This window comes from Streptomyces sp. NBC_01549 (assembly GCF_026339955.1).
Classification (GTDB): domain Bacteria; phylum Actinomycetota; class Actinomycetes; order Streptomycetales; family Streptomycetaceae; genus Streptomyces.
The window spans coordinates 2,075,212-2,098,958 of sequence record NZ_JAPEPW010000002.1 but is presented as its reverse complement, the minus strand read 5'-3'; the positions used below and the strand labels follow the sequence as shown (position 1 = coordinate 2,098,958).

14 protein-coding genes and 3 pseudogenes are annotated in these 23,747 nt (G+C 66.9%); 8 read left to right on the top strand and 9 right to left on the bottom strand.

Going from position 1 to position 23,747, the window contains the following annotated elements; genetic code table 11:
• Positions 1 to 134: 134 nt before the first annotated feature.
• Positions 135 to 290, top strand: a pseudogene (locus OG819_RS44730) (peptide-methionine (S)-S-oxide reductase); the annotation flags it as partial.
• A gap of 420 nt (positions 291 to 710) precedes the next feature.
• Positions 711 to 2,009: an ISAs1 family transposase gene (locus tag OG819_RS44725; protein WP_266650140.1), complete on the top strand. Its 1,299-nt coding sequence runs from the start codon at positions 711 to 713 to the stop codon at positions 2,007 to 2,009.
• A gap of 240 nt (positions 2,010 to 2,249) precedes the next feature.
• On the opposite strand, the gene OG819_RS44720 is transcribed toward OG819_RS44725, so the two are convergent.
• The 3 genes from OG819_RS44720 to OG819_RS44710 form a co-directional block, all read right to left on the bottom strand.
• Positions 2,250 to 7,646 carry a hypothetical protein gene (locus OG819_RS44720; RefSeq protein ID WP_266655137.1) on the bottom strand — a complete coding sequence of 1,799 codons (5,397 nt, stop codon included), beginning with the start codon at positions 7,644 to 7,646 and terminating at the stop codon, positions 2,250 to 2,252.
• Between the two features lie 373 nt (positions 7,647 to 8,019).
• Positions 8,020 to 8,313 (bottom strand): Tn3 family transposase, encoded by a 294-nt coding sequence (locus OG819_RS44715; protein ID WP_266655135.1) that lies wholly within the window; start codon positions 8,311 to 8,313, stop codon positions 8,020 to 8,022.
• A 211-nt stretch (positions 8,314 to 8,524) separates the two neighbouring features.
• Entirely contained in the window at positions 8,525 to 11,575 is a 3,051-nt protein-coding gene (locus tag OG819_RS44710; RefSeq protein WP_266655133.1) for a Tn3 family transposase, read from the bottom strand.
• Positions 11,576 to 11,634: 59 nt separating this feature from the next.
• Here OG819_RS44710 and OG819_RS44705 point away from each other — a divergent pair, with 59 nt between their 5' ends.
• The gene (locus OG819_RS44705) at positions 11,635 to 13,122 is read left to right on the top strand and encodes a transposase (protein WP_266655131.1); all 1,488 of its coding nucleotides are present in this window, start codon (positions 11,635 to 11,637) and stop codon (positions 13,120 to 13,122) included.
• Between the two features lie 44 nt (positions 13,123 to 13,166).
• On the opposite strand, the gene OG819_RS44700 is transcribed toward OG819_RS44705, so the two are convergent.
• Entirely contained in the window at positions 13,167 to 14,828 is a 1,662-nt protein-coding gene (locus tag OG819_RS44700; protein ID WP_266655129.1) for a hypothetical protein, read from the bottom strand.
• Positions 14,829 to 15,023: 195 nt separating this feature from the next.
• Between OG819_RS44700 and OG819_RS44695 the strand changes: the two genes are divergently transcribed.
• A complete protein-coding gene (locus OG819_RS44695) occupies positions 15,024 to 15,716 on the top strand; it encodes a hypothetical protein (protein WP_266655127.1) in 693 nt (230 codons plus the stop codon).
• A 10-nt stretch (positions 15,717 to 15,726) separates the two neighbouring features.
• Here the strand turns inward: OG819_RS44695 and ssb are convergent, their stop codons facing one another.
• Positions 15,727 to 16,182, bottom strand: coding sequence for a single-stranded DNA-binding protein (gene ssb, locus OG819_RS44690; protein WP_266655577.1), 456 nt, complete (start codon positions 16,180 to 16,182; stop codon positions 15,727 to 15,729).
• A 257-nt stretch (positions 16,183 to 16,439) separates the two neighbouring features.
• On the opposite strand from ssb, the gene OG819_RS44685 reads away from it, so the two are divergent.
• Complete coding sequence (locus OG819_RS44685) at positions 16,440 to 17,000, top strand: recombinase family protein (protein ID WP_266655125.1); 561 nt, start codon at positions 16,440 to 16,442, stop codon at positions 16,998 to 17,000.
• Between the two features lie 287 nt (positions 17,001 to 17,287).
• On the opposite strand, the gene OG819_RS44680 is transcribed toward OG819_RS44685, so the two are convergent.
• Together OG819_RS44680 and OG819_RS44670 are read right to left on the bottom strand one after the other, a co-directional pair.
• Positions 17,288 to 18,397, bottom strand: coding sequence for an ISAs1 family transposase (locus OG819_RS44680; RefSeq protein ID WP_266655123.1), 1,110 nt, complete (start codon positions 18,395 to 18,397; stop codon positions 17,288 to 17,290).
• Positions 18,398 to 18,824: 427 nt separating this feature from the next.
• Positions 18,825 to 19,034: a hypothetical protein gene (locus tag OG819_RS44670; RefSeq protein WP_266655121.1), complete on the bottom strand. Its 210-nt coding sequence runs from the start codon at positions 19,032 to 19,034 to the stop codon at positions 18,825 to 18,827.
• 340 nt (positions 19,035 to 19,374) lie between these two features.
• Here OG819_RS44670 and OG819_RS44665 point away from each other — a divergent pair, with 340 nt between their 5' ends.
• The gene (locus OG819_RS44665) at positions 19,375 to 19,815 is read left to right on the top strand and encodes a hypothetical protein (RefSeq protein ID WP_266655119.1); all 441 of its coding nucleotides are present in this window, start codon (positions 19,375 to 19,377) and stop codon (positions 19,813 to 19,815) included.
• A 40-nt stretch (positions 19,816 to 19,855) separates the two neighbouring features.
• On the opposite strand, the gene OG819_RS44660 is transcribed toward OG819_RS44665, so the two are convergent.
• Both OG819_RS44660 and OG819_RS44655 read right to left on the bottom strand, forming a co-directional pair.
• Entirely contained in the window at positions 19,856 to 20,278 is a 423-nt protein-coding gene (locus OG819_RS44660) for a hypothetical protein (protein ID WP_212726660.1), read from the bottom strand.
• Positions 20,275 to 21,105 (bottom strand): IS5 family transposase, encoded by an 831-nt coding sequence (locus OG819_RS44655; protein ID WP_266653077.1) that lies wholly within the window; start codon positions 21,103 to 21,105, stop codon positions 20,275 to 20,277. The genes OG819_RS44660 and OG819_RS44655 overlap by 4 nt, the downstream gene beginning before the upstream one ends.
• Before the next feature lie 686 nt (positions 21,106 to 21,791).
• Between OG819_RS44655 and OG819_RS44650 the strand changes: the two are divergent.
• Both OG819_RS44650 and OG819_RS44645 read left to right on the top strand, forming a co-directional pair.
• Positions 21,792 to 22,001: pseudogene (locus OG819_RS44650) on the top strand (cell division protein FtsK); the annotation flags it as partial.
• 256 nt (positions 22,002 to 22,257) lie between these two features.
• Positions 22,258 to 23,691 (top strand): annotated as a pseudogene (locus tag OG819_RS44645) (replication initiator).
• The last annotated feature ends 56 nt before the right edge of the window (positions 23,692 to 23,747 follow it).

The following is a 23,747-nucleotide window of genomic DNA, read 5'->3' as shown; positions in this document are numbered from 1 at the left end:
CGGCGGCCAGTGACGTTCGGCCTTGCGGGGAGGGCCGGCGGTCCCACGGCGGCGTCCAGCGAGCCGATTACTGCATGGCCGACTCGCTTCGTCGAGCGCTGAGCAGCCGACAGCGCGGGCCAAAACACCCACCCTGGTCAAGCGAGAGCAGTCACCAGCAGTATCTTGCCCGCAACAGAAACGGGTACTGCGGGATCGGCGGGACGGGGGTCAAGCTAAGTACCCCGTTCGGCACGAACTGGGGGGCGTCTTGCCCGACGGGGGTCGCCCCCGCGCCGAACGCTGAATAGCAGCAGGGTGTGACCTTCTGAGCCCCTTCCTTGATCAAGGAAGGGGCTCAGTGCTGCTGTCCCTCGCAACTGCGAGTCAGTCCCGCTCGGCCCGCTTCGGTTATTTCCGAGTTACAACTTCCTCTACGGCTTCAAGGCGGCTCGCTCCGCTCTCCGCGCGCGGCCCGGCCCCCGGCCGGGCCTGCGCTCCTGTCTCCGCCCCGCTCCAGCCCGGCCGACGCCCGTGCCGTGCGCACAGCAATCAGCCGCCTGATGTCAGAGAAGGGGCACGTCGTGGCTGGGGCACGGCCCCGGCGTAGTTGATCTTTGATGGGTTTTGGGTCGTTTGCCCAGGGGGAGGGGTGTGAGTTGCCAGACGAGCGCGGCCTCTGATGATCTTTCAGGTTCCTACGCCAGAAGATCGTCTCAGGAGCCGCGCTCGTGTCCGCATCCTCCCTGATCAGCCCTGTCCTTGGCCAGCTCACCGATCTCGCGCTGTGGGAGGCCGAGCTCGCCGCCGACCCTGTGGCAGTGGAATCCGCGCTGGTCAGCAGGTTGCGGCAGGTCCCTGACCGGCGTGCGGAGCGTGGGCGGCGGCATCCCCTGGTGGTGATCCTGGTGCTGGCCGCGTGCGCGACGCTGGTGGTCGGTGGTGACTCCATGACCGCGATCTGGCAGTGGTCCGCCCGCGCCCCGCAGGTCAAACTGGCCCGCCTCGGCGCCCGGTACGACCCGCTGGCCGGCCAGTACCTTGTGCCCAGCGAGCGCACCTTCCGCCGCGTGCTCGCCGACCTGGATGCCGACGTGCTGGACGCGGCGACCTGCGCATACGTCACCGACGTCGCGACCGGAAAGGCACCGACGCCCGAGGTCCCGGACACCCCGGGGCCCATCGAGCGCGAACAGCGCCGCGCCGCCCAGCGGGCCGTGGAACACCCGGCGCCGGCCGGGCTGCTGCCCGCTGCGGCTCTCGACGGCAAGGCCCTGACCGGCGCCCGCACCGAATCGGGGCGGGTCTTCCTGGTCGGGGCGGTCGACCACGCCAGCGGCGCGGTCCTCGGCCAGAGGCAGGTTCCGGACAAGCGCGGCGAGGGCGAGGCGGCCCGCATGCTGCTGGCCCAACTCGCCTTGTCCGGCCGGGTGTTCACCCTGGACGCCCTGCACACCACGAAGAAGACCGCCCACCTGATCACGGACCGGCTCGACGCCCACTACGTCCTGATCCTGAAGGGGAACCAGCCGCTGGCCCGCGCCGCCGCCCAGGCGCTGCTGGCCGGTACCGACGCCGAGTGGACCGAGACCACCGAGGCCGAGGACGACCGTGGGCACGGGCGCACCGAGCGTCGCACGATCCGCACCGCCCAAGCCGACGACGCCCTCTTCCCCGGCGCGGGACAGGTCTTCCGCCTGCGCCGTGACACCGGCGGCCTCGACGGAACCTGGACCGGGAAGGAGATCGTCTTCGGCGTCACCAGCCTGCCCGCCCACCTCGCAGGCCCCGCTCACCTCAACCACTACGAGAGGGTCCACTGGTCCATAGAAAACAAGATCCACTGGGTGCGGGACGTCACCTTCCATGAGGACAACTCCCAGGTCAGGACCGGCACCGCACCCCGAGCACTGGCCAGCTTCCGCAACCTGGGCATCAGCACGCTCCGCCTGGCCGGACGAGCCAACATCGCCCACGCCCGCCGCGATCTCCTCAACCACAACGACGCCTTCGCCGTCTACGGCATCTGATCAACTACCACGAAGCCGGACACAACCGAACAACGCCGGGGCCGTGGGTGACCTCCGAGCGCCAGTCGGGCCACAACTCGTACATGTCGGCTGGGCCGCCCGCCAGCAGCGCGGGGACGGCGGGGCGGCGCCCGCCCTTGCTGCCCTTGGCCTCGGCGGCGCGCAGTCCGTCTTAAGTCAGTTCACGCTGGAGGTCACGCTGGAGTTCGCCGGCGGCGGCGAGTGTCTGCACCATGAACTTCACGGTAGCTGATCGTGAACGCTCGCGAACGAGTCAGTCTGGGCAGCAAATTCTGCGGTTCCGGCGTCGTCTGCTACCGGAGCATCACGGTCTCTGTCGGTGTCCACGCCAAAGATGGCAGGCGAGGGAGGCGTATGTTGGTTACTTTTCGCGCTATCTGCCCCACCTATCTCAGCCTCGACCGCATCAACACCGATTTCGATAATGTTTACCAGCAGTTCTTCATTGTACTGCCTGGCGTGTTGAAGTATACGGTCGCGGTCATTTTCTGCAGCCGTACGCCATCCCTGAGGGTAGCGAATTAGGATTCGTTGCACATCAGACCAGGATAGGTCTCCATGTATTTGGGCTTCAAAATACTCTTGGGTTCCCGCTCCGGATGCAATAATATCCCGCAACTCTGGATCGAAAGAAAATTCTGTGGCCTCTGCAAATGCAAGACGCACTACATCGTCATGACCGTGTGCTATAAGCGGATACAGATTTTCCTTTCCCGTGATCCCACTAGCCCCCTCCGCTGCATCTCTCCAGTCCATACTATCCATAGGCGTGAATGTGGTGCGATTCATGGTCTCTTTCTTCCACGTAAAAACCACATCGCCGTACATGGACAGCCCCTCAGGCCTCAACCGTGAGGTGAGTGCGGCATACTTAGGCATTTCACGTCCCGCCAGGCCGTTGGGGGGAAAGGAAGAACGAGATCTTCCCAGCGAAGATGCGTATCCCATGAGTTCTTCGGCGTCAGCTCGCGCCTCCTGCGCAGGAGAAGCTTGAGATGTTCCTGTCTCCCAGAAATTTCGGAACCTCCCCTCAGTATCAGACAAGAGTCGGTCGATTCGATCCACCGGCATATTGGTGGTGAGATCCATTGCGTGGAGCAAATGATTATGTACGCGTTCAACCAGGTCCTCTGGAGAAACCTCCGCGTACAGACGCTCCCAACCATCGCGGCGCATGCGAGAAACAGCACTCATTCTTTCTCGCTCAGCATACAGATGCGCCCTGCGTTGAATAACAACCAAAGCTGCTATCTGAGACTCTTTCAGCCTGGTCCAGGTCTGCGGTGGTCGAGTCCCCATGGTTTCAAGAATCGCTAGATTCTGTTCCACCTGACGTGCTCGTTCCTCATAAAAAACAGAAATGTCTTTCTCTCCCCCAAGGTGGGAGCGAAGTCGCTTTACTTCCCTTTTCATGTCTCTGACGGTTTCGCGGTAACTGCCACCACTGAGGGCATTTACTATCTCAAGATCACTCGAACTTGGGATCATGGCCTGAGTTGAGATTTTCTGGATTCCATCCTCATAATCCGAAGGATGGTTTGCCACAATCATTGGGCTGCCGCCAATAATTCTGGAATTTTCATCCCCTTCTGGCATGATGAGGGAAATATTTTTGAGATTTTCCTCCGCATCCCGAAGGTTCCTCTCCGAATGGGCCCTTAGGGCGGAGTCACCGTCAAGAGCATCGTTGCTGCGTGTATTGTTCCACTGTTTCAGAGCATCGCCGTAGGCGAAAATTAGCTCGTCGATCATCTGAGAAGTATTTTGGGGAATTAGATGATCGCTCGCTGGAGAAATATTGAGAAGTTCATACGCCCTATTGCGCAACTGCGTCACATCAATCAAGCCGTTTTCAAAATCTTCGAATTGGCGCAAAACTGATGCTCTCAAAAGATCCCGATCACCGTCGCTTGACTGGTCTTGCAATAGAGCATCTGGCAACGCCTTGGTGACGCCAGTGTCAAATTCAAAACTTTGCTCCGTCGCAGGATTCGGCCGTCCTGCGGATCTGAGGCGCACGTCTTCTTGTTCGGCGGTGAGTTGAGGCAGATCGCTGCCGTCGTGCCCGGTCACCGTGGAGTGAGCGAGCGTGGTCGTGAGGCCGAGTTGAGTCTTGGCATGTTCAAGCTCATTGAGTAGTCGTGTATATGATTCCAGCTTTTCAGAGATGAGGTTCGCGTGGACAGCGGCTTGGCGCTCGGTATCGAGTCGTGCAGCGAGTGCGTGGAAGCCGCTGCGTTGAGCAGCGGTGATGCCTGCCGACACTGGCAGCGTGCCGCTGCGCAGGTCGGTGGCCAGGGAACGGGCCTCGTGGGCCGCAGCGCTTGTGCTGATCGTCCCGAGTGTCGCGGTCTGGCTGTTCACGGTGTAGGCAAGCCCGAAGTTCTGGGCGAGGTCGAGCACCTCGTGCAGGGTGTGGTACGCAGGCTTTGTGGTGTGGTCGTAGTGCAGCCGCCAGAAGGCGAACACTCCGTAGGCCACTGCGCCGATCTCGTACCTTGAGCCGCCGAACCAGTCAGTCAGCTTGAACATCCTGACGGCGGTATACGACGGCCCGGCCCACACGGGTATCCGTCGCTCGCGCGCCAGAATGGTCCAGGCGGCGTTCTCGTTGCTGGTTTGCTGATGGTCTTTGGTGGTGCCGTCGGAGCGCACAATCGGGTTGCGGACACGGTCGGTCAACGAGGCCACGCGGTAGCCGTGCGCGTTGACCTCCGTTGTGCTCTGCTTCACGCCCGGCGTATCGGGCAGCATGCCGCTACCGTGCGTGCGGGGGGTGTGCTTGGGGATGTCGAAGTAATCGGCAAGGTCGTGCAGGACCATGACCTTCTCCCGCAGGTCGAACCGCGTGGGCTCGCGGAGCACCGCCAGCACGTGGTCCGGCTCGCGCCAGGTCGCGGCCTCAAGGTGCTCCAGGTGCGGTGGGAGGTTGTCGGAGTGGAAATAGGGCACGTACTGGCCAAGGCGCCGGCCCGGCTCGAATGAGGAGACGCCGCTGGCCAGCTCACTCCTGATGAGATCGGCGTTCGGTAGATCCGGAAGCCGATGCCAGATCCGGGCCAGGAGCACGTCTATCAGCTCTTCGACCTGGCCGTCTGCGAAGATCTGCTGCGCGAGCAGCTTCTCATTGTGCCTGTTCCCCTTCGCCTCGACCCAGCCGCTCAACCCTCGGGCCAACTCCGTGGCGTTGTTGTACTTCGCCTCAAACATCTTCGCGCCGAAATCCGGGTGTCGGCCGATGCTCCGTTCGAGCAGTTCGTGATGACCGCGGTGGCCGGTGGGCTCGACAATCATCTTCCTGAGCTTGACCTCGACCCGTGAGAGGTTCTCCTTGAACCCGTCCAGTTCGCGCTGACTCAAAGGACGCACGCCGGGCGCCGCGCCCGTCTGCTCCGTGGCGAGCCTCTGTTTCAGTCCGTCGATGAGCTCGACGAGACAGCTGCGCTGACGTGAAAGGATTTCGACGGGCGCTTGGCGTTTCATTTCCGCGATCTCCAGCTCGGCCGATTCCTTTCCAGCGTCCGCGGTCTGCGCGGCGAGGCTGTGCTCGCGCTTGCTGATCGCGTCCTGCACCTCGCTCTCGATCGTGCGGCTCTGCTCCCGGAATACCTCGGTCAGGTTTTGGCCCGCCACTTCCAGCGCGCCGCCGGCCAGGCCGCTTTTGGTGAAGAGGTCCGGCCCCAACGCCTCGGCCCGGTGGCCCGATCGAATCTGCTCAGCGACCAGTTCCCGGACACGCTGCTGGGCTTCGCGGATGCGCTCAGACTTGTCGTCGGTGCCTATCACGATCCGCGCACGGCCCAATAGTCCGTCGGCCTCCCGCATGGCGTCGCGTTTCCCCGCCGGATCCAAGTCGTGCTCGTCGGCCGGTCGAGCCAGGCCCAGCGCCACGAGTCTGCTGCTGCGGACGTCCAAGTACGTCTCGGCCACAGTGAGGCGGTCCCGCGCCTGCGCGAGGCGAAGTTCCGCCGCAGCGTATATCTGCGGGCTCAGGGAGCTTCCCGGCCCGTCCACCAACCCACGCGCCCGGCCCAGTTGCACATACGCCTGAATCAAGTCGCCGACCGCCGCGACAAGGTCCTCGCTGGAGCGCGCAAAGTCGTGCACGGCATCAGACCTCTCACGCCAAGCCGCCTCATCGAACGGTGTGACAGGCCTCTCACTTCGATCCGCCGCTCCCGTTGCGACGGTGAGCAGCAGGTCGGCCCGCAGGGTCTTCTCGGCCGTCTGCACCCCGGCTCCCAGGACATCGGGCGCCGGGGACAGTGTTACGGAGCTGCCCTGAGAAGTTGTGCGGGTCCACTTTGGTACGACGGTGGTCCCGTGGGTGCCAGGCAGCAGCGCGATGCGTGCCCGGGAAACGCCGGGTTCCTGATCCTTGTCGGGGGACAGGGCCGACGGCATGTTCACGGTGATCAGCTCCGGGCCGCCGAGTCCGCGCGCGACTTCTCTGCGTGCGCTGCCGGGTACCGCATCGCAGTCAGTCAGCAGCAGCACGCTCCTCGGAGACGGTCCCCAGGCAGGCCCGCCGGCCTGGGCCGCGGCCAGGTCCTTGCGCAGGCGCAGGCCGAAGGCCTCAGGGGTCTCCCAGTAGCTGACGTCCTGCTCCTCGTCGTAGACGGCGAACAGGCCGCCGTCGAAGTAGCACGCCACTATGGCCACGCCGTCGAGACTGAAGGGCAGCTCGCCCAGGTCCCGGCTGTGCCAGGGCCGGGATACCGCGCGCAGCAGCCCGGCGACCGGGTCGGTATGCGCCGTCGCCGCTGGCCTGTAGGCGTCGTTCGGCGTCCACTCCACGTGCGTGGACCCCAGCACCGCTGCGTTCAGGACGGACGCGCGGGATGCGCGGTCGCGTAGGTCGAAGTAGCACAGGCCCAGGGCACGCTTGCCGCCGAACATGTAGGGGCGCAGCCCTGCCGGAGCCCGGGTAGCGGAGGCCGAGCGTTCGACCAGCCAGTGCGCGGGACTGGAGGTGAAGCGGGATCGGTAGGCCCATCGCACCCGGTCACCGGCAGGTCCTTGGGGGTAGGCCGACCTGAACTGCCCGCCAAGGCCATCCGTGGTGCCGCGGACGCCCAGTCTCACCTTGCTCCCGGCGGTACGGCCGACCCCGTCGAGTGGTTTGACACCCACTGTCGTCTCACCGTGCGCCACCCAGGAGAGGCGCCCGAGCAGGTCGGCGAGCTGCTGTCGCGCACCCAGGCCGCAGGTTAAGAGCACCACCGGGTCCTCCAGCGCCCGCTCCGAGGTACTCAGCTCCGGCCTCGTCCCCAGCCACGAGCCCAGCGCCTGATCCGTGACCGGGTGCATCAGGCCGTCCACCATCAGACACATCTGGCCCTCTGGGGTCGAATGCGCCATGAGGAAAAACGGGTCAAGGCCCGGCGGCCACGGCCATGTCCGCCAGTCCGCAAGCACCGGCCACCGACTCGGCCAAAGGCCCAGAAGGTAGTAACCGGTGACATCGACCGCCGCCCCGTCAGAGGCCAGCTGCCCCGCGATCGGATCCCCGGCCGCGGCAGTACCCGCTGCCAACCCAGGCAAGGAGGCGTGTACGACACCGCCGTGCCCAGGTAAAGAACGCAGAGTGATATCCCTGCCGTCCAGTTTCGTCAAAAGCGGAGCATCTGTTTGAAACACCGAAAGTCCGTATCAGGTCGGGGTAGTTACGATTCAGCACTCCATCATGCCTTCCCCTCCTCAGGCGTGCGGGCCCCGGAGTCCTAGCCCAGACATCAGCCCCAAAGGGGGCAGGGTCTGACGCTTTGAGTGCCGGGGCACCCCGGCCAAGGCCGCACGCTGCCATTGCAGCACGCGGCTGGGAAGTGGAACAGCCGCTACCGCCAACGGCTGCACAATGAGGTTCCCCCGGGATGCGGGAGAGGCGGATCAGCTGGTCAGCTGCTTCGCGGGTGGGGCACTACCAGGGCCGACCGCCGTCCCCGGTGCCCGGTTTGCAGGTTCCGGCGGATCCGCCGGAACCGTCGAGCTAGTGACCTGCTCGTTTCGGACTGCCAGGTGGTTCAAGCAGCTGGGATCCGTTCCTCCTCCAGGGTACTGAGTCGACGTCGAGGCGGGTGTCGTAGTCCTCCGGGGTGATCCCGATCTCGTGTGTGGAGTACGCGCCGAACCGGTTGATGTGCTCGGTCAGGTACGGCGAGATCTCGGCCAGGTCCAGCGGGTCGATCTCCCAGCCCTCGGCCTGGAGCTGCCGCGCCACGTCGGCGATGTCCAGGGTGTTGTGGAAGGTCACCAGGTTGGCCAGCAGCGAGGTGAACTTCACCCACGGCGTTCCTCGCCGCGCTCACCGGCCACTGGCACCGCAACGCCCGCAAGCCCGCACCCCCCGGCGCACCCGGACTGCGCGCCTACCAGCACCGCGCCACCGCCGCCGGTCTCGCCCTGATCGGCTACCGCCTGAGCTGAACCATGGCGGCGTCCCGTTCATGCTGGTGGCCCCGACGCCGGGGCATCGGGGCCAGGGGCCACCAGCCCTACTCCTCCGCGGCGTCCGGATCCCGCAGTGGGCGCAGCGAGCCGTCGCCGTGGCTGCGGACGATCGGATACCGGCCGTGGAAATTTATGTGTTCATGGACCAGCGGAGAGAGCCGGGAACGGATCTCCTTGGAGACCGTGACACCGCCGATCTCCAACTCCCGTACGGCAGCGTCCATGTAGAGCGTATTCCACCAAACCACAGCATTCAGCGCCATACCCAGTGCACCGAGCTGATCCTCCATCCCCTCGCGGTACCCGTGCCGAAGCTCTCCGAGCCGCCCGAAAAAGATCCGGCGGGCCAGCGCGTGGCGGCCCTCGCCGATATTCAGCTGCACTCCGATCATCCTGCGGTACGCCTCGGAGTCGATGAACTGGAGCAGATGGAGAGTCTTGAAGATGCGCCCGTAGTGCGCGAACGCGTCGCCCAGACCGGTCATCCGGTCGCCGCTGGTCATCATTCGCAGCAGGTCGTACGCCCGTACCTTCCCCGTCTGCAAGGAGCCGGCGACGCGGAGCATGTCCTCCCAGTTCTGCCGGATCCGCTCCACCTGCACCCGTTGCCGGGAGACGGGCTGAAGCGGCCCGTAATCCCTGGCCAGGTCGAAACGCCACAATCGGGCATCGGAGATGTCCGCGATCCTCGGGGAGAACTGGTAGCCGCAGATCGCGAACAAACCAAAGACCAGGTCGCTGTACGAACCGGTATCCGTGATCACGATCTCCGGGCGGACTGGACCGTCGAGGTTGAACATCGCGTCCAGGATGCCCAGCGAGTCGCGCAACGTGCCCGGCATCACGATGCCGCCCAGACCCATCACCCGGTCCGAGACCACGTTGAGCCAGGTCGCCCCGCGCCCGGTCGAGAAGTACTTCCGGTTGGGGCGGCTGTGGATGGACCGCAGCGGCACGGTGAAGCGCATCCCGTCGGCGGAGGCAACGTGCCCGCCGCCCCAGTCCGAGGCGAGGGGGATGTCGCCCTGCCGGCCGACCAGCAGCCCGGAGGCTGCGCTCATACCGGGCAGGTGGAAGTAACCCCAGTCGGCAGCCGCCAGCCGCGAGCGGGTCAGCGCCTTCTCGCCGGGCTTGATGACCGGCTCCAGCCCGATATTCGTCGATTTCGACACCAGCAGCGCGGTCAGCGTGAGGTCGAGATCGGCCGGGCGGGCGACCTTCCCGCCGATGTGCTCGAACGGGTCGAACATGCCGGTCCGGGCATGGACCTCCAGCAACAGCTCCGGATAGTCCACCTTCGGCAGCATCTCGGCCACCGCGTCCCGCACCAACTGGTATCCGGCGGGCTCGGGGTCCGCCTCCAGTCTGTCCAGACGGATCTTCCCGTCCACGATGTCCACCGCCGCGTTGCCCGGCAGCCCCTCCGCGACGTGCGCGTACATCTCGTCCAGCAGCACCTCAAGCTCGCCCAGGTGCTCATCCGCAACTCCCGACAGCTCCAGCGCGGTCAGTACCCGGGGCCGGTTGACCTGCCAGTCCGGCCCGGACAGCAACCGGGCGCGCGGGTCACCCCAGTTGTCCGCACCTCTGGCGAACACATCCCGGCGCCTGAGCGCATTGTGCAAGGCCTCCAGCACACAAAACGTCCACGCGTGCTTGTCAATCAGCCCGTTCACCGCCAGCAGCGGATTGCCCAGCACCAGGCGCCGCCACGTCCCGTCCAGCATTGAGACGTCGATGTGCTCCGGGCCCGGCTTACGCCGCGCCTGCACCTTCGGCAGCTCCTTCAGCGCCTGAACGATCGGCGCGCCGGCCTTCGTCGCGCCCCACGGCACCACCTCAGCCAGCAGCGACGTGAACGGCCGCACCGTCGCGTACCGGTCCAGCAACTGCCTGCGCCACGAGGCATCCGCATCCTCACCACCGCCATCCGGCAGGAGTTCGGCAAGGTCCACGATCGCCTTGGCCAGCTCCTCACGGGTCACCAGCCGCTCGACCCGCTCCCACGCCTGCGCGAAACTCAACAGCACCGGCCCGTCGTCCCCCTCGGCCTCGACCTCGATGGGAACGTCCAGGAGTACGGAGACGGCGCCACGCAGCTTCGCCGCCGCCTTCCGCAGCTTCGGCAGCCCCTTCAACTGCGCCTTGCCGTCCTCGCGCTCCGCGCGGGCTAGCAGCTTCGTGGCCATCAGCACGTCGAACAGCGTCAGCGCGTCGTCGATCGAAGAGCCCTCCAGGCGCCGCATCGTCGCCAGCACCGTCGCCGTACGCCGCGGCTCGGCCAGCCGCCGCAACGTCGGCGCGTGCGCGCCCATCCCGTACCGGGCCAGCTCCGCCAGCTTCACCGGCGGCACCCGCCACAGATCCAGCCCACCCGCCCCAACGCCGCCGATGTCCCGGACCCGTTCCAGCGCGGCCTTCTGCCCCCGCCCGGACACATCACGAGGCCCCTTCCGCCACCGCTCCAGCACGGAGGTCTGCGCGCCGTCCGGCACGGTCAGCAGTTCCAGCAGCTCACGGCGGAACTCCGGCTCGACGGGTGCGTCCACCACCGAGTAAATCAATGCCTGCTCACCGGCACGGACCTCGCCGACCAGACGGGCCAACTGCGTGAGCCCAGGCAGCAGCACCCGGTTGCGCAGCAGCCACGTCACCGCCCGGTCGAACAATGCCCGCGGCCCCTCGCCCGAGACCCACACACGGCCCGCGATGTGCTCCCGCAAGGCCAGGTCGCCGTCCTCGAAGTCGCGGACCTTCAACAGCTCCCGGATCTCCCGAGCGTGCTCGTGCTGCGTCGGCAACCGCTCCGGATACGCCTTCAGACACGACGGATCATCGATCCCCAACTGCTCCGCCACGAACGCGGCCACACCCGGCGGCACCTCAGCCGGCACCTTCAGGAACGTGCCCAGCATCCGCACCGTGCCCCACTGCACCGCCCAGCCCGCACGATTATGCGCACGTCGCTTGGACGCCGCCTTCTCCAGCGCCACCGCGTCCAACCGGAAGAACTCCTCCAGCTCCTGAACCGACGGCTCCCCGGCAAAGCGTCCATACCGGCCTATCTGATCCTCTGAGAGGTACTCAACTGTCACAGATCGTCACGCTAAGCAGCGGAGATCACAGCCGTCCCACCAATGACCGAACCGAGACCATGATCAAGTCCTTAACGTTCAATCCAGCAGCATTACCGGCCGGACCCCAGCACCTGGGCGAGCTGGAGGTGCTCCTGGATGAGATGTACCGGCATGTCGCCGACAGCCTGCCCGGCAACGCGGCCGTTGACATCGTGGACGGGAAGATCAGTCTGAACCGACTGGAAGCGGACCCGCTGCCGGCCGGCTACCAGGTGGTCCACGACGCGGTCCAGGCGATGATGCCGCGGGTGGACTACCCCGAGCTGCTGCTGGAGGTCCACGCACGTACCGGGATGTACGACGCGATCGAGCACATCAGCGGCCAGGTCGCCCGCCCCGAGGATCTGGACCTGACGCTGACCGCGCTCCTGGTCCATAAGTCCACGAACATCGGCATGGAGCCGGTCATCAAGCCCGGCGAGCGGGCGCTGACCCGCAGCCGGCTGGTCAGCGCGGACCACGGCTACTTCCACCTGCCTGGACTGCGCGCCGCGTCGGGGCTACTGGTCGGCGCTCAGGACGGTATCGGGATCACCGAGGACTGGGGTGGCGGGCACGTCGCCTCGGCCGACGGCATGCGCTTCACCGTGCCGGTGCGCTCCATCCACACTCGGCCCAACCCCAAATACTTCTCGACCGGGCGCGGCGTGACCTGGTTGAACGTCGTCTCGGACCGCTTCATGGGCCTGGGCGGGATCGTCATGCCGGGCACCCTGCGCGACTCGCTGGGCATCCTGGACGCGGTCTTCAACCTGGACGGCCCGATCCGCCCCGAGATGGTCATCACCGACACCGGGTCCGTCAGCGACCTGGTGTTCGGGCTGTTCGCGATCTGCGGCTACCAGTTCTCCCCGCGCATCGCGGACATCTCCGACGCCCGGCTGTGGCGCTTTGACATGGCGGCACACTACGGGCCGCTGGAGCCCCTCTCGCGCCAGCGGGTCCAGGCCGCCCGGATCCGCGACCACTGGGAGGACATGCTCCGTGTGGCCGGCTCTTTGACCACCGGCACGGTCCGCGCCTACGACCTGCTGCGGATGATGAACAACGGCGACCGGATGACCGGCCTGGGCGACGCCTTCGCCGCGTACGGGCGGATCTTCAAGACCCTGCACCTGCTGCAGTTCATCGACTCCGAGGTGTACCGGCGCATGATCGGTGTGCAGCTGAACATCGGCGAGGGCCGCCACGCGCTGGCCCGTGCGATGTTCTTCGGCCGCTTGGGCGAGATACGCCATGCCTATAGGGACGGAATGGAAAACCAGCTCGGCGCCCTGGGCATGGCCCTGAACGCAGTAATTTTCTGGAACAGCCTCTACATCGACGCCGCCGTGAAGGAGTTGGAGGCCGGCGGTGTCAGCGTCTCTGCGGAGATCCGCTCCCGGCTTTCCCCGTTGATGCATGAGCACGTCAACTTTCACGGTCGTTACCCGATCGTCCGCTCGCACCCGGGCCAGGCCCTGCGCCCGCTGCGCGACCCGCACGCCGAGCAGGGCACAGGCTGACCGACTGCCTGATGCCCTTGCTCCGGTTCGCCCGACCAAGGGCATCAGGCGCGGGGCCCCAGGGCGTCCAGCGCCTGGGTGTACTGCTCCAGGCCGGGCGCCTGGCCGGGTGCGGCCCGCAGGACTTGGTTCAGATGTCCGGACAGTACGTCCGCCAGTCGGTCCAGGACCTGTTCTCGGGACAGGCCGGCGTCGCGCAGCCGCTGAGCGGCCGGCCACAGTTGGGCCGGGTTGTCCAGCCAGAGCTGGTTGGCGAGTACCTCGTGCACCGGGTGCAGGCGTCGGGGTACTTTCCGGGCTCGCATCTCCTCCTGGACGATCAGCGCGCGTTCCTCCTCGTCGGCGGGGTCGAGGTCGTCCACCTCGTCCGAGTCGATGTCGCGCGGGACCCAGCGGTGCCCGGGTTCGGGGACGGCGAAGATGCGCCGGTCGATGACGGCCTGCAGGACATCGCCGTCGTGCCCGTTGTGGTCGATGTCGGCGATGTATGCCCGCAGCGGGTGCGCCGGGAACGCTGCGAGTGTCCGCGGTAGGGCGGCTATCCGGCGGCGCAGTGTCCTGAGCACCTCCTTGCGGTCCTGCTTGGGCAGGTACTGCTCGGCCACCCAGGTGTAGTAGCTGCTGATCGCGGCGGACGCTTCGTCCAGCAAGGCGTCAGGCAGGAGGAGAGAGCCGGGCAGGGCATCGGTGAAGATCCGGGTGAGGGTGCCCGGTCCGATCCGGCGCGGGTCCCGGCCCAGAACATCCACGGACAGCCCGATGAGCAGCTTGGGTGCCACCCGTGCGGTCGCGGTAGCCTGCGCGGCCCCGGCCGGGGAGGCGAGATACTCGCTGGCCAGCGCATCGCGGGCTGTCTCGTCCCAGATTTCGGCCAGTGGCCGCCTGTCGGGTTCGCAGGTGCCGGGATCGAGTTGCCGGCTGCGGGCGACGGCGAAAGCAGTGGTCTCGAAGAACTCTGAGTCCGGTCGGACATCGGGCCGGGCGGGGCTTGCCAGCCCGTGGGCCAGGAAGGCGGTCAAGGCGTCCTTGACGGCGTGGTGAGCCGCCGTGTGCGTCAGCGGCAGCAGCTCGCTTCCGTCCTTGCGGGCGGTCTTGGCCAGGTGTTTACGGCATCCCTCGGTGTCGTCGACGACGGTGATGTCGGTGGCGGCCCCGTGCCAGGAGTCGTCCCGCTCGATGAGGATGCCGTGCAGGCGGTCGCCGTCGCGGTGAACGAAGGTGCACAGGATCTGCTCAAGCTCGCCGTAGCGGTCCACGGTATGCCAGCAGTCACCGGGCATGGCCTGCCCGAGCAGGTCGAGCCAGCGTGGCTGCGGCCAGGACCGGCCCTGCCGCGCGGCAGCAGCGGACATCCGGTCGGCGGCCGAGACCGCGGGCTCGTGAAGCGCTGCCGGCCCGACAGCCGCCAAGCCGCGGAGCATCGCGCACGCCTCGGGGCGCCCAGCCCGCTCCAGCTCCTCGACCAAATCCAGCAACGCTGTCGCCAGACTCGCCGGGTGAGGGCTACGTTCCTGCAGCAGCCCGAGGTGGGTGCTGATCCACAGTTCCGCTTCGAGAGCATCAGGCAGGGCGGCGAAGTCCGGGCCCGCGTCGCAGAACGCTCGGTACACCGGCTTCAGCCCCGGCAGCCGCAACCGGGCGGTGCCACCAGAGCGTCGGGACGGCCGTCGGGCGCTGCTGCCGGACTTCTTACGCGGCTTGCTCACTGGACTCACCCGAGCATTGTGGTGCATCCGCAGAAAATGCCCCACCGGCTTCACCGAACACACCCCATGGCGGCGCAGTCGGCGGGCCGCTGGAGTCGCGGGAGAAGCAGCATGCGAAAGAGGCAAGCCTCCACCAGGCCCGGCGACGCCGGCTCAGGTCGTCTTGCGGGCGTTGTCGGTGGCACACTGCCGGGCATGGCCCCGATCACGATCGATGAAGCGCTGAGCCGGTTCCTGGACGAACAGCGGGAGCGGCTGGCCCCACGTACTTTCCGTAACTATGACGATGTGATCGGCCTGCTGCGGGACTGCATGAACGGATACGGCCCCAACCTGCTGTCGGGAGCGGACCACGACCGCTGGCGGCGCGCCTATGACGACGGCGATGAGGACGCGTTCTGCACGCAGATGGACGCCTCCTACATCGACAGCATGCTGGATGAGTTCCTCGGCTACTTCATGATCCGTAAGGTCATGGCCGGGCAGGAACTGCTGCAGGCGTCGGGCACGGTGACCAAGAAGCTGGTCGGCTGGCTCGCCGAACACGGTGTGATCGACCAAGCGGCCGCGGCGAGCGGGACCGAGCGCGCCACCGAAGCCGCCCGCGATCTGCCCAAGGCCGAACGTCTCGCCGACGCTCTCTACCAGCTCACCCTCAACTGCCCAGTCCGTAGCCCGGAAGCCGCGGGGCGGTGGATCGATGACGGCATCCCCATGCAGATCACCAAGGTCGAGCCCGGGAAGCTGTGGTTCCAGGGCGACATCGGACCGCTCCCCGTCCCCCGCAAGGCCAGCGAACTGGCGCAGCCCGGCTGGCGGGTCACGGTGGTGCTGGCCTTCGCGCAAAACCGGTGGTGGCTGGTCGAGGTTGGCAACGTCTACCCGTAGCGTCCCAAGATCAAAACGGGGGTTCCGCAGCGGAGTCGTCTGCGTCGTCGACGGGAGCTGCCGGCCGCACGGGGCTGGCTGTGGCCCACGGGTCGTCGGGCGCGGTCTCACGCGGCGGGGCGGGGCGGGTGGTACGGGTGATCGTGACGGTCGCGAACGTCATCGAGGCGCCCACGTCGTCGACGTCCAGCACCATCCGGGAGCGCTTCTCTCCCTCCGGGGTCTCCCACCGGTCGGTCCGCAGCCGGCCTGCCGCCACCACGCGGGCGCCCTTCGACAGAGACCCGGCCAGGTTCTCCGCCAGCTGCCTCCAGGCGCTGCAGTCCAGGAACGTCGGCTCCCCATCCCGCCAGGTGTTCGTATCACGGTCGAACGTACGCGGGGTCGAGGCCACCGTGAAGCGAGCGACGGGGACCCCCGCAGGCGTGAACCGCAACTCCGGGTCGTCCACAAGGTTCCCGATCACCGTCAACGGAAGCTCATTTCGCATGCAGGAAGCCTCCCACACACCAGTGACAACGCTCCCGGCATCTCCTTGCCGGCTGCGCCGCACGTGGTCATCCCACACGGCCTTCCCCTCGGAGGTGCCCCACCCCACTGGATCGGTAACGATCGTTCGCGATACACGAAGATCTATCTGACGTTCCCCCAGGTCGCGTATGTAACGCTACCCACGTACGCGTCTATGTCACGCATACCCCTGTTTGCGTTACAGTTCTCGCCATGAGAATCGGCGTCGCTCGGGTATCTAAACGGGATCAAAACCCTGAAGCGCAGCAAGATGCCCTGAAGGCCGCGGGGTGTGAACAGATCTTCACCGACAAGGCATCCGGCAAGCTCGCCCGCCGCCCCGAACTCGGCAAAGCCCTCCTCGTCGCCCGCGAGGGCGACCAACTCGTGGTCACCAAGCTCGACCGCCTTGGCCGCTCCCTGGAGAACCTCATCGAGCTGTCCAAGGACCTCCAGGCCCGCGGCGTCGACCTGGTCGTGATCGACCAGGGCATCGATACCTCCACCGCCGTCGGCAGGATGTTCTTCCAGATTCTCGGCGCGGTGGCCGAGTTCGAGCACGCCCTGATGTCGGAGCGCACAGTGGACGGTCTGGAGGCCGCCCGCGCCCGAGGCCGCACCGGAGGGCAAAAACCCAAGCTCGGCCCCCGTCAGGTAAAGCTGGCGCGGGAGATGTACGACTCCGGCGAACTAACCGTCCAGCAGATCGCTGACGAGTTCGGCGTCACCCGACCCACCATCTACCGCCACCTCGGCAAGACCACAGCACCATGATCAATCCTTAACGCGCAATCCTGGAGCGATATCGGCGTCACCCCAAGCCCGTGTCCGAGTTCCTCAACCCGTCGCAGGCCCCCAGCGGCCCGACTTTCCACGTGAAGATCGACGGGTCGCAGAACGTTGCAGTCGGAACGCAGAGCAACTTTACGCAGAACAACACTTCGGGCGTTGATCCGGCAGTACTTGCTCAGCTCGTTCACTTCGCGACGGTGGCTCGGCAGAGCCTGCCCAGCTCCACGGCCCCGGCGTTGTTCGGTTGTGTCCGGCTTCGTGGTAGTTGATCAGATGCCGTAGACGGCGAAGGCGTCGTTGTGGTTGAGGAGATCGCGGCGGGCGTGGGCGATGTTGGCTCGTCCGGCCAGGCGGAGCGTGCTGATGCCCAGGTTGCGGAAGCTGGCCAGTGCTCGGGGTGCGGTGCCGGTCCTGACCTGGGAGTTGTCCTCATGGAAGGTGACGTCCCGCACCCAGTGGATCTTGTTTTCTATGGACCAGTGGACCCTCTCGTAGTGGTTGAGGTGAGCGGGGCCTGCGAGGTGGGCGGGCAGGCTGGTGACGCCGAAGACGATCTCCTTCCCGGTCCAGGTTCCGTCGAGGCCGCCGGTGTCACGGCGCAGGCGGAAGACCTGTCCCGCGCCGGGGAAGAGGGCGTCGTCGGCTTGGGCGGTGCGGATCGTGCGACGCTCGGTGCGCCCGTGCCCACGGTCGTCCTCGGCCTCGGTGGTCTCGGTCCACTCGGCGTCGGTACCGGCCAGCAGCGCCTGGGCGGCGGCGCGGGCCAGCGGCTGGTTCCCCTTCAGGATCAGGACGTAGTGGGCGTCGAGCCGGTCCGTGATCAGGTGGGCGGTCTTCTTCGTGGTGTGCAGGGCGTCCAGGGTGAACACCCGGCCGGACAAGGCGAGTTGGGCCAGCAGCATGCGGGCCGCCTCGCCCTCGCCGCGCTTGTCCGGAACCTGCCTCTGGCCGAGGACCGCGCCGCTGGCGTGGTCGACCGCCCCGACCAGGAAGACCCGCCCCGATTCGGTGCGGGCGCCGGTCAGGGCCTTGCCGTCGAGAGCCGCAGCGGGCAGCAGCCCGGCCGGCGCCGGGTGTTCCACGGCCCGCTGGGCGGCGCGGCGCTGTTCGCGCTCGATGGGCCCCGGGGTGTCCGGGACCTCGGGCGTCGGTGCCTTTCCGGTCGCGACGTCGGTGACGTATGCGCAGGTCGCCGCGTCCAGCACGTCGGCATCCAGGTCGGCGAGCACGCGGCGGAAGGTGCGCTCGCTGGGCACAAGGTACTGGCCGGCCAGCGGGTCGTACCGGGCGCCGAGGCGGGCCAGTTTGACCTGCGGGGCGCGGGCGGACCACTGCCAGATCGCGGTCATGGAGTCACCACCGACCACCAGCTCGACCATCTGCGCTCCGCCGGTCAGTGGAGTGTCCGGCTCGGCGGGATGCGGCTATCGGCACAGCGGCGGGTCGCATCCCCGCACATCCGACGGAGCCGGTTCGCCCGGTCGGCTGACGATGCCTCCAAGACGCACGGACGCGGTCTGCCTCGGATGGAACCGGTCGCTCACGTCGTATTGGTGCAGATCGCCGGTTCGCGGACCACCACCGCTCCTCGAACACGCCGGGCCGGTCGTCCACAGCGCCCTTGCCGCACCACAAGCGCACCAGACAGAGCGGGGAACAGCGGGGAATCACGGTGAAAGCAGCCGAGCCCGACGAAGCCGCGCTGTGGCCGTTCAGCCAGGTCAGCGTCCGAACCGGCCACAAGTGATCGCAGCTTCCCAAGCTGAGTGCTCTGGACATCGAGTCTCATCAGCAGCGGACGCACCCTCACGAGTAGAAGCCGGTCCCGTACTCGTCACGGGTGCATACGAAATCGTCTGGACGTTCCACCCTCAGCACCTCGTACCTGGCGGCAAAAACGTCCAGGGCCTCATGAAGCGAGCAGCCCAGGTGGTCACGGAGTGTCTTGAGGCCGCGGATGATCTGGTTGCTGAGGATGTGGTCGTCGGCAACGTTGACTGCGACACCATCGGTCACGGCTGTGATCGAAGCTGATCGGTGGCTCGTCGACAACAGGGTTTGCCGCCATGGACTGCCCGACGGGGACGAGTAAGGCATCACCGCCTCGTGGCGTGCTCCGCATCCAGTCGGCGGCCCGCCCAATCTTGGGCCGTCTCTGGGCCGTCCGACGCCGCTCGACAGCAGCCGACAACGACCAAATGGCGACCACTCAGGGGCTCACGTCCACCGCCCTGACCAGCAAAAACCCAGGTCATCAAGATCCCCGGCAAGACCCAGGGCAAGAAGAAGCCGAGGCCACAACGGCAATCGGCTGGTCAGGACGTCTCATCGCCTCCACCATTGGCCCATCGATCGGTTGCAGCACAGCGCTTGGCAGTACGTAGCGGAGGTACTCCGACCCGAGGAGCTCCCGATGCTCGCTGCGCATGCGCTCGTCGACGGGCGTGATTCCCCTGCCCTGCGCGAGCTCGCCGGACTGCCGAGCAGGAGCGACGAGACCGAGATCCGTGAGCTGTATGTTCAAGCCCTGCACGAACTCGGCATACCTCTTCCCGACGAGGAGGCAGCCGGCCGATGCCTCCTCGTGAGACTCGCGTTCGGTCTTGCGAAAGACGAGCTGAGCCCCAAGGGCGTAGCCGACCGGTTGTCAATGACGGTCGCGGCCCGCACCCAGGAGGAAACACGGTTCCTCTCCGTCGCAGCGGACTACAGCGAATGGATCGGCCCTGACGACCTCCCGGGATGGGAGAACGATCTGAGAGTGCGGAACGTGGGCTCTTGTCCGTTTCGTGGTTGAGGTTGTGGAAGGACCGCTGGTCGCGGGTGGGGGGTGGTCCTCAGGCGCCGGGGCAGGCGAACAGGCCGGGTTCGGGTTCGATGAGGATGCCCCGGCTGACCAGGCGTTTCAGTTTGCAGCGGATGCCTTCGGTGTTCTTCGGGAGGATCGGCAGGTCGAGGGCCTGGCAGAGGTCGCGGGCGCGTATCGGCCGGCCCGCGTCGGTCAGGGCGGTAAGGATCTGCTGGTAGGCGGGGTGGTCCGGGATGTCGGGGCGGTCCGGCCCGGTGGAGGGTGAGGGCAGCGGGAGAGTGAGGAGGGTCTTGCGGGTGATGCGCAGGTTCTCGCTCTCCGCGTCGAGTTCGCCGAGCTGCCGGGTGAGCTCTTCGATGCGGGCCCGGAACTGCCCGGCCTGGTCGTCCAGTTCGCGTTCGCGGGTCTCGATGTGTTCCAGGATGACTTTGACCTGCGGGTTCTCGCTCATGCGGTCCTCCAGGAGGCGCTGGTGGCTCCGGTGAGGCGACGGCTCATGACGGAGGCCATCGCCCACAGAACGCGGGAGCGGGAGGAGGCGGGGCGGTGTTCGTAGTCGCGTACGAGACGGCGGTAGAACATTAGGATCCCGTTCGTCTGCTCCACGATCCACCGTTTGGCCTGTGGAACGAAGCCCTTGTCGTCCGGGTTGCGCTCGACGATCTCGACGTCGATACCCACGTTCTTGCCGTGCTCGACGACCTTCTTCTTGAAGCCCTGGTCGACCAGGGCCTTTTTCACCGTGTCGCACTGCTCGGTGACAGCGTCCAGCAGGGCGATGCCGGCGGTGTTCTCGTGCGCGGAGGCGGGCAGGACGACGCAGTCAATGACGAGGCCCAGCACGTCCACGGCCAGGCATCTCTTCCTGCCCGGCACCCTTTTCGCGGCGTCCCGGCCCGTCGTCGTGGCCGGGACGCCGACGGCGGCGTGGATGCTCTGTGTGTCCAGGACCACCAGGCTCGGGTCGGCTAATCGTTTCCGCTTCTCCCGCAGCTGCCAGCGCAGCAGGTCGTGAATGTCCTGGTCGGTGCCCTCGTCGCGCCAGAGGTAGAAGTAGTACTTCACCGCTCCGGGCGGGGGCATGTCATGGGGCAGGAACTCCCACTGACAACCCGTGCGGTTCTGGTAGAGGATGGCGTTCACGATCTCCCGCATCGCGTACTTCCCCTGATGCCCGCTGACTGACGGATGCCGGGCCTTCCATGCCGTGATCACGGGTTCGAGGAGCTCCCACTGCTCGTCGGTGAGATCACTCGGGTACGGCTTGCGCATGCTCATGCCACAACTCAAGCGAACCCCGAACTCCTGACCACCAGCGATGCCCCAACATCACACCATCGAGCGATGACAAGACCGACGGAACGCCACATCCCGCACTCTGAGAACCGCGGCCCACTCGTTGACCGCCTCTACCGACCTCGGCGCCGACATCGGCGTGCCGAGTTCGCGGCGCGACTGACTCACCCGCCTGAACGTGCTCCCGTGCCAATCCCGTGGCAGATACTGCGGGGAACCACGGGGAACAGCAGTCACCCCACCCAGCACACCCTCAGGCCATGACGCCGCTCAGCAGCAGGTCAGCAAGCCTCTCGGCGCCGTAGAACCCGAGCTTCCCAAGCTGAGAGCCCGGTGGGTTGTGCCCGGTCGCGAGGCGTGTGGTGCCGCTTCGACCTCGACGGCACGACGTAAGAGATCTCCGGGCCACCTCCCCTGTCTACTCCCACGCGATCGGGAGTGGAAGGCGGGCCGGACGCTGGCCGGAGTCTGACCACTCCGGCCACAAGAGGCGCGGCTCCTCGGACCATCCCGGGGGCTCCCCTCCCGAGCGAGGGGCCGCGCTTCACAACCTCATACCGAGACCGGACCACCCCCGCGCCTGGCAGCAACTGGGGTGGTCCGGGAGGGGACACGACGGTCCCCGGTGCCTGATGGTACCGGGGCCGTCGTGCTGCATATCGGCCCTGGAGCGCATGCGTGCCTGCCGCACGGCGGGGGTCCGCTCCATCTGGGAGCTCCCCGACAAGCTGCGTCCCATGCCGGTCGTCGTGATCGTCGACGAGATCGCGGAGCTCCACCTCTCCGATGGCCGGCGTGAGAGCAAGGCGGAAGCCGAACAGTGCTCCACGCCCCTGCTCCGCCTGGCCCAGCTCGGTGCCGCGCTCGGCATGTACCTCGGCCAGACCCCCGTCAGCCTCACCATCAACGGCTTCCTCACCTGGGTGCTGAGCGGCTTCTCCCACTTCTAGACCGGCAGGAAGGACCAACGCCATGCCCATGCCCGGCGTGAGGTGCCCCCACTGCAAGGGCGACGGAGCCCGCAGAACCTGGACCGGACGGCTCCACCGCTGCCGCGTCTGCCGCGGCACCGGAACCATCCGCTGACCCAGCCCATCCCCGCCCGACCACCCAAGGAGTGATCCCCATGGACGACTGCGCGCCACCCACCATCACCCGAGCCGCTTCGGCGGCCCACCCCGGAAGGTCACCACCATCACACCCGAGTTCACCCCGGCTGACAGGCGCGCCGCCCTGAACCGCGCGGCGCGCCTGCGTCAGCTCACCGAAACCGACCGAGACGCGATCCGCATCGCCCAAGATCCGAAGTTCACCCGCTGGCTGGAGCAGATCACCGCAATCGGCGGCTGCTCCCACCCCGTCCACCTCTCCGGCTCGACCACCACCCTGGACGGCACAACCGGCGAGATCATCCACCGCTACGACACCCGTACCGAAGCCGGCGAACGGCTCCTCGTCCGCTGCCGCAACCGACGCGCGACCGTCTGCGCACCGTGCTCGCGCCTCCACGCCGGGGACACCTTCCACCTCGTCCGCGCGGGCCTCCTGGGCGGCAAGAACATCTCTGCCAACGTCCGTCATCGGCCCCGGCTCTTCGTCACCCTGACCGCTCCGTCCTTCGGGCCCGTGCACGGTGCCGGGGAGCGCTACCGTCCCCGTCGCGACCGGTCCGAGTGAGACCACGGGCGCCCTCTCGGCTGCGGGGCCGTCCACGACGCGACCGATTCCCTCGTCGGCCAACCCCTGTGCGCCGACTGCTACGACTACACGGGCCATGTGCTGTGGCACGCACACGCGTCCAAGCTGTGGGACCGGTTCGTCATCGACGTCCGGCGGCGCCTGGCCTCCTCGGTCGGCGTCGTACAGTCCCGATTCGCCCGGCACGCCCGGCTGTCCTTCGCCCGCGTCGCCGAGTACCAGAAACGGGCGGCCGTCCACGTGCACGCCGTCGTCCGCCTCGACGGCCCGAACGGACCCGACGACGAACCCCCGGCCTGGGGGACCGCGGAACTGCTCATCGATGCCGTGCGCGCCTCCGCCCGGCGGGTCCTGGTCCGCACGCCGTACAGCCCGGCCGTGGGTGAGCTGGCCCTCCGCTGGGGAGTCCAGATCGACGCCCGTCCACTGCACACCGATGGCGACGGACCCGACGACGACGCTGTCGCCGCGTACGTTGCCAAGTACGTCACGAAGGGCGCGACCGAGACAGGCTCCGGCACCGACCACCCGCTCGCCAGCTGGGGCGAAATCGAGACGGCACCCGTGAGCGACCACGTCCGCACCCTCATGCGCACCTGCTGGCACCTCGGCGGCCTCCCCGAGTACGAGCCCCTCCGCCTCCGGGCCTGGGCTCACGCACTCGGCTACCGCGGCCACATCCTCCGACATACCCGACGCAGTCACCGAACGGCAGTGGCGCTACGTCGGCTCCGGCCACACCCCCGGCGCGGCACTCATCGCTTCGGGCATCGCGGCGGACTTGGCTGCCAGCCGAGAGGCGGCCCGGGAAGCGACAGGCGATTTCGTAGGGGGCGCCCTTGGTGCCGGATGAGCTTCGGAAGCGGGTAACCGCGTCTCGTGCCCGGCAAGGGCTGCCCCCGGTAATCGAGGATCTCGCCGTGATC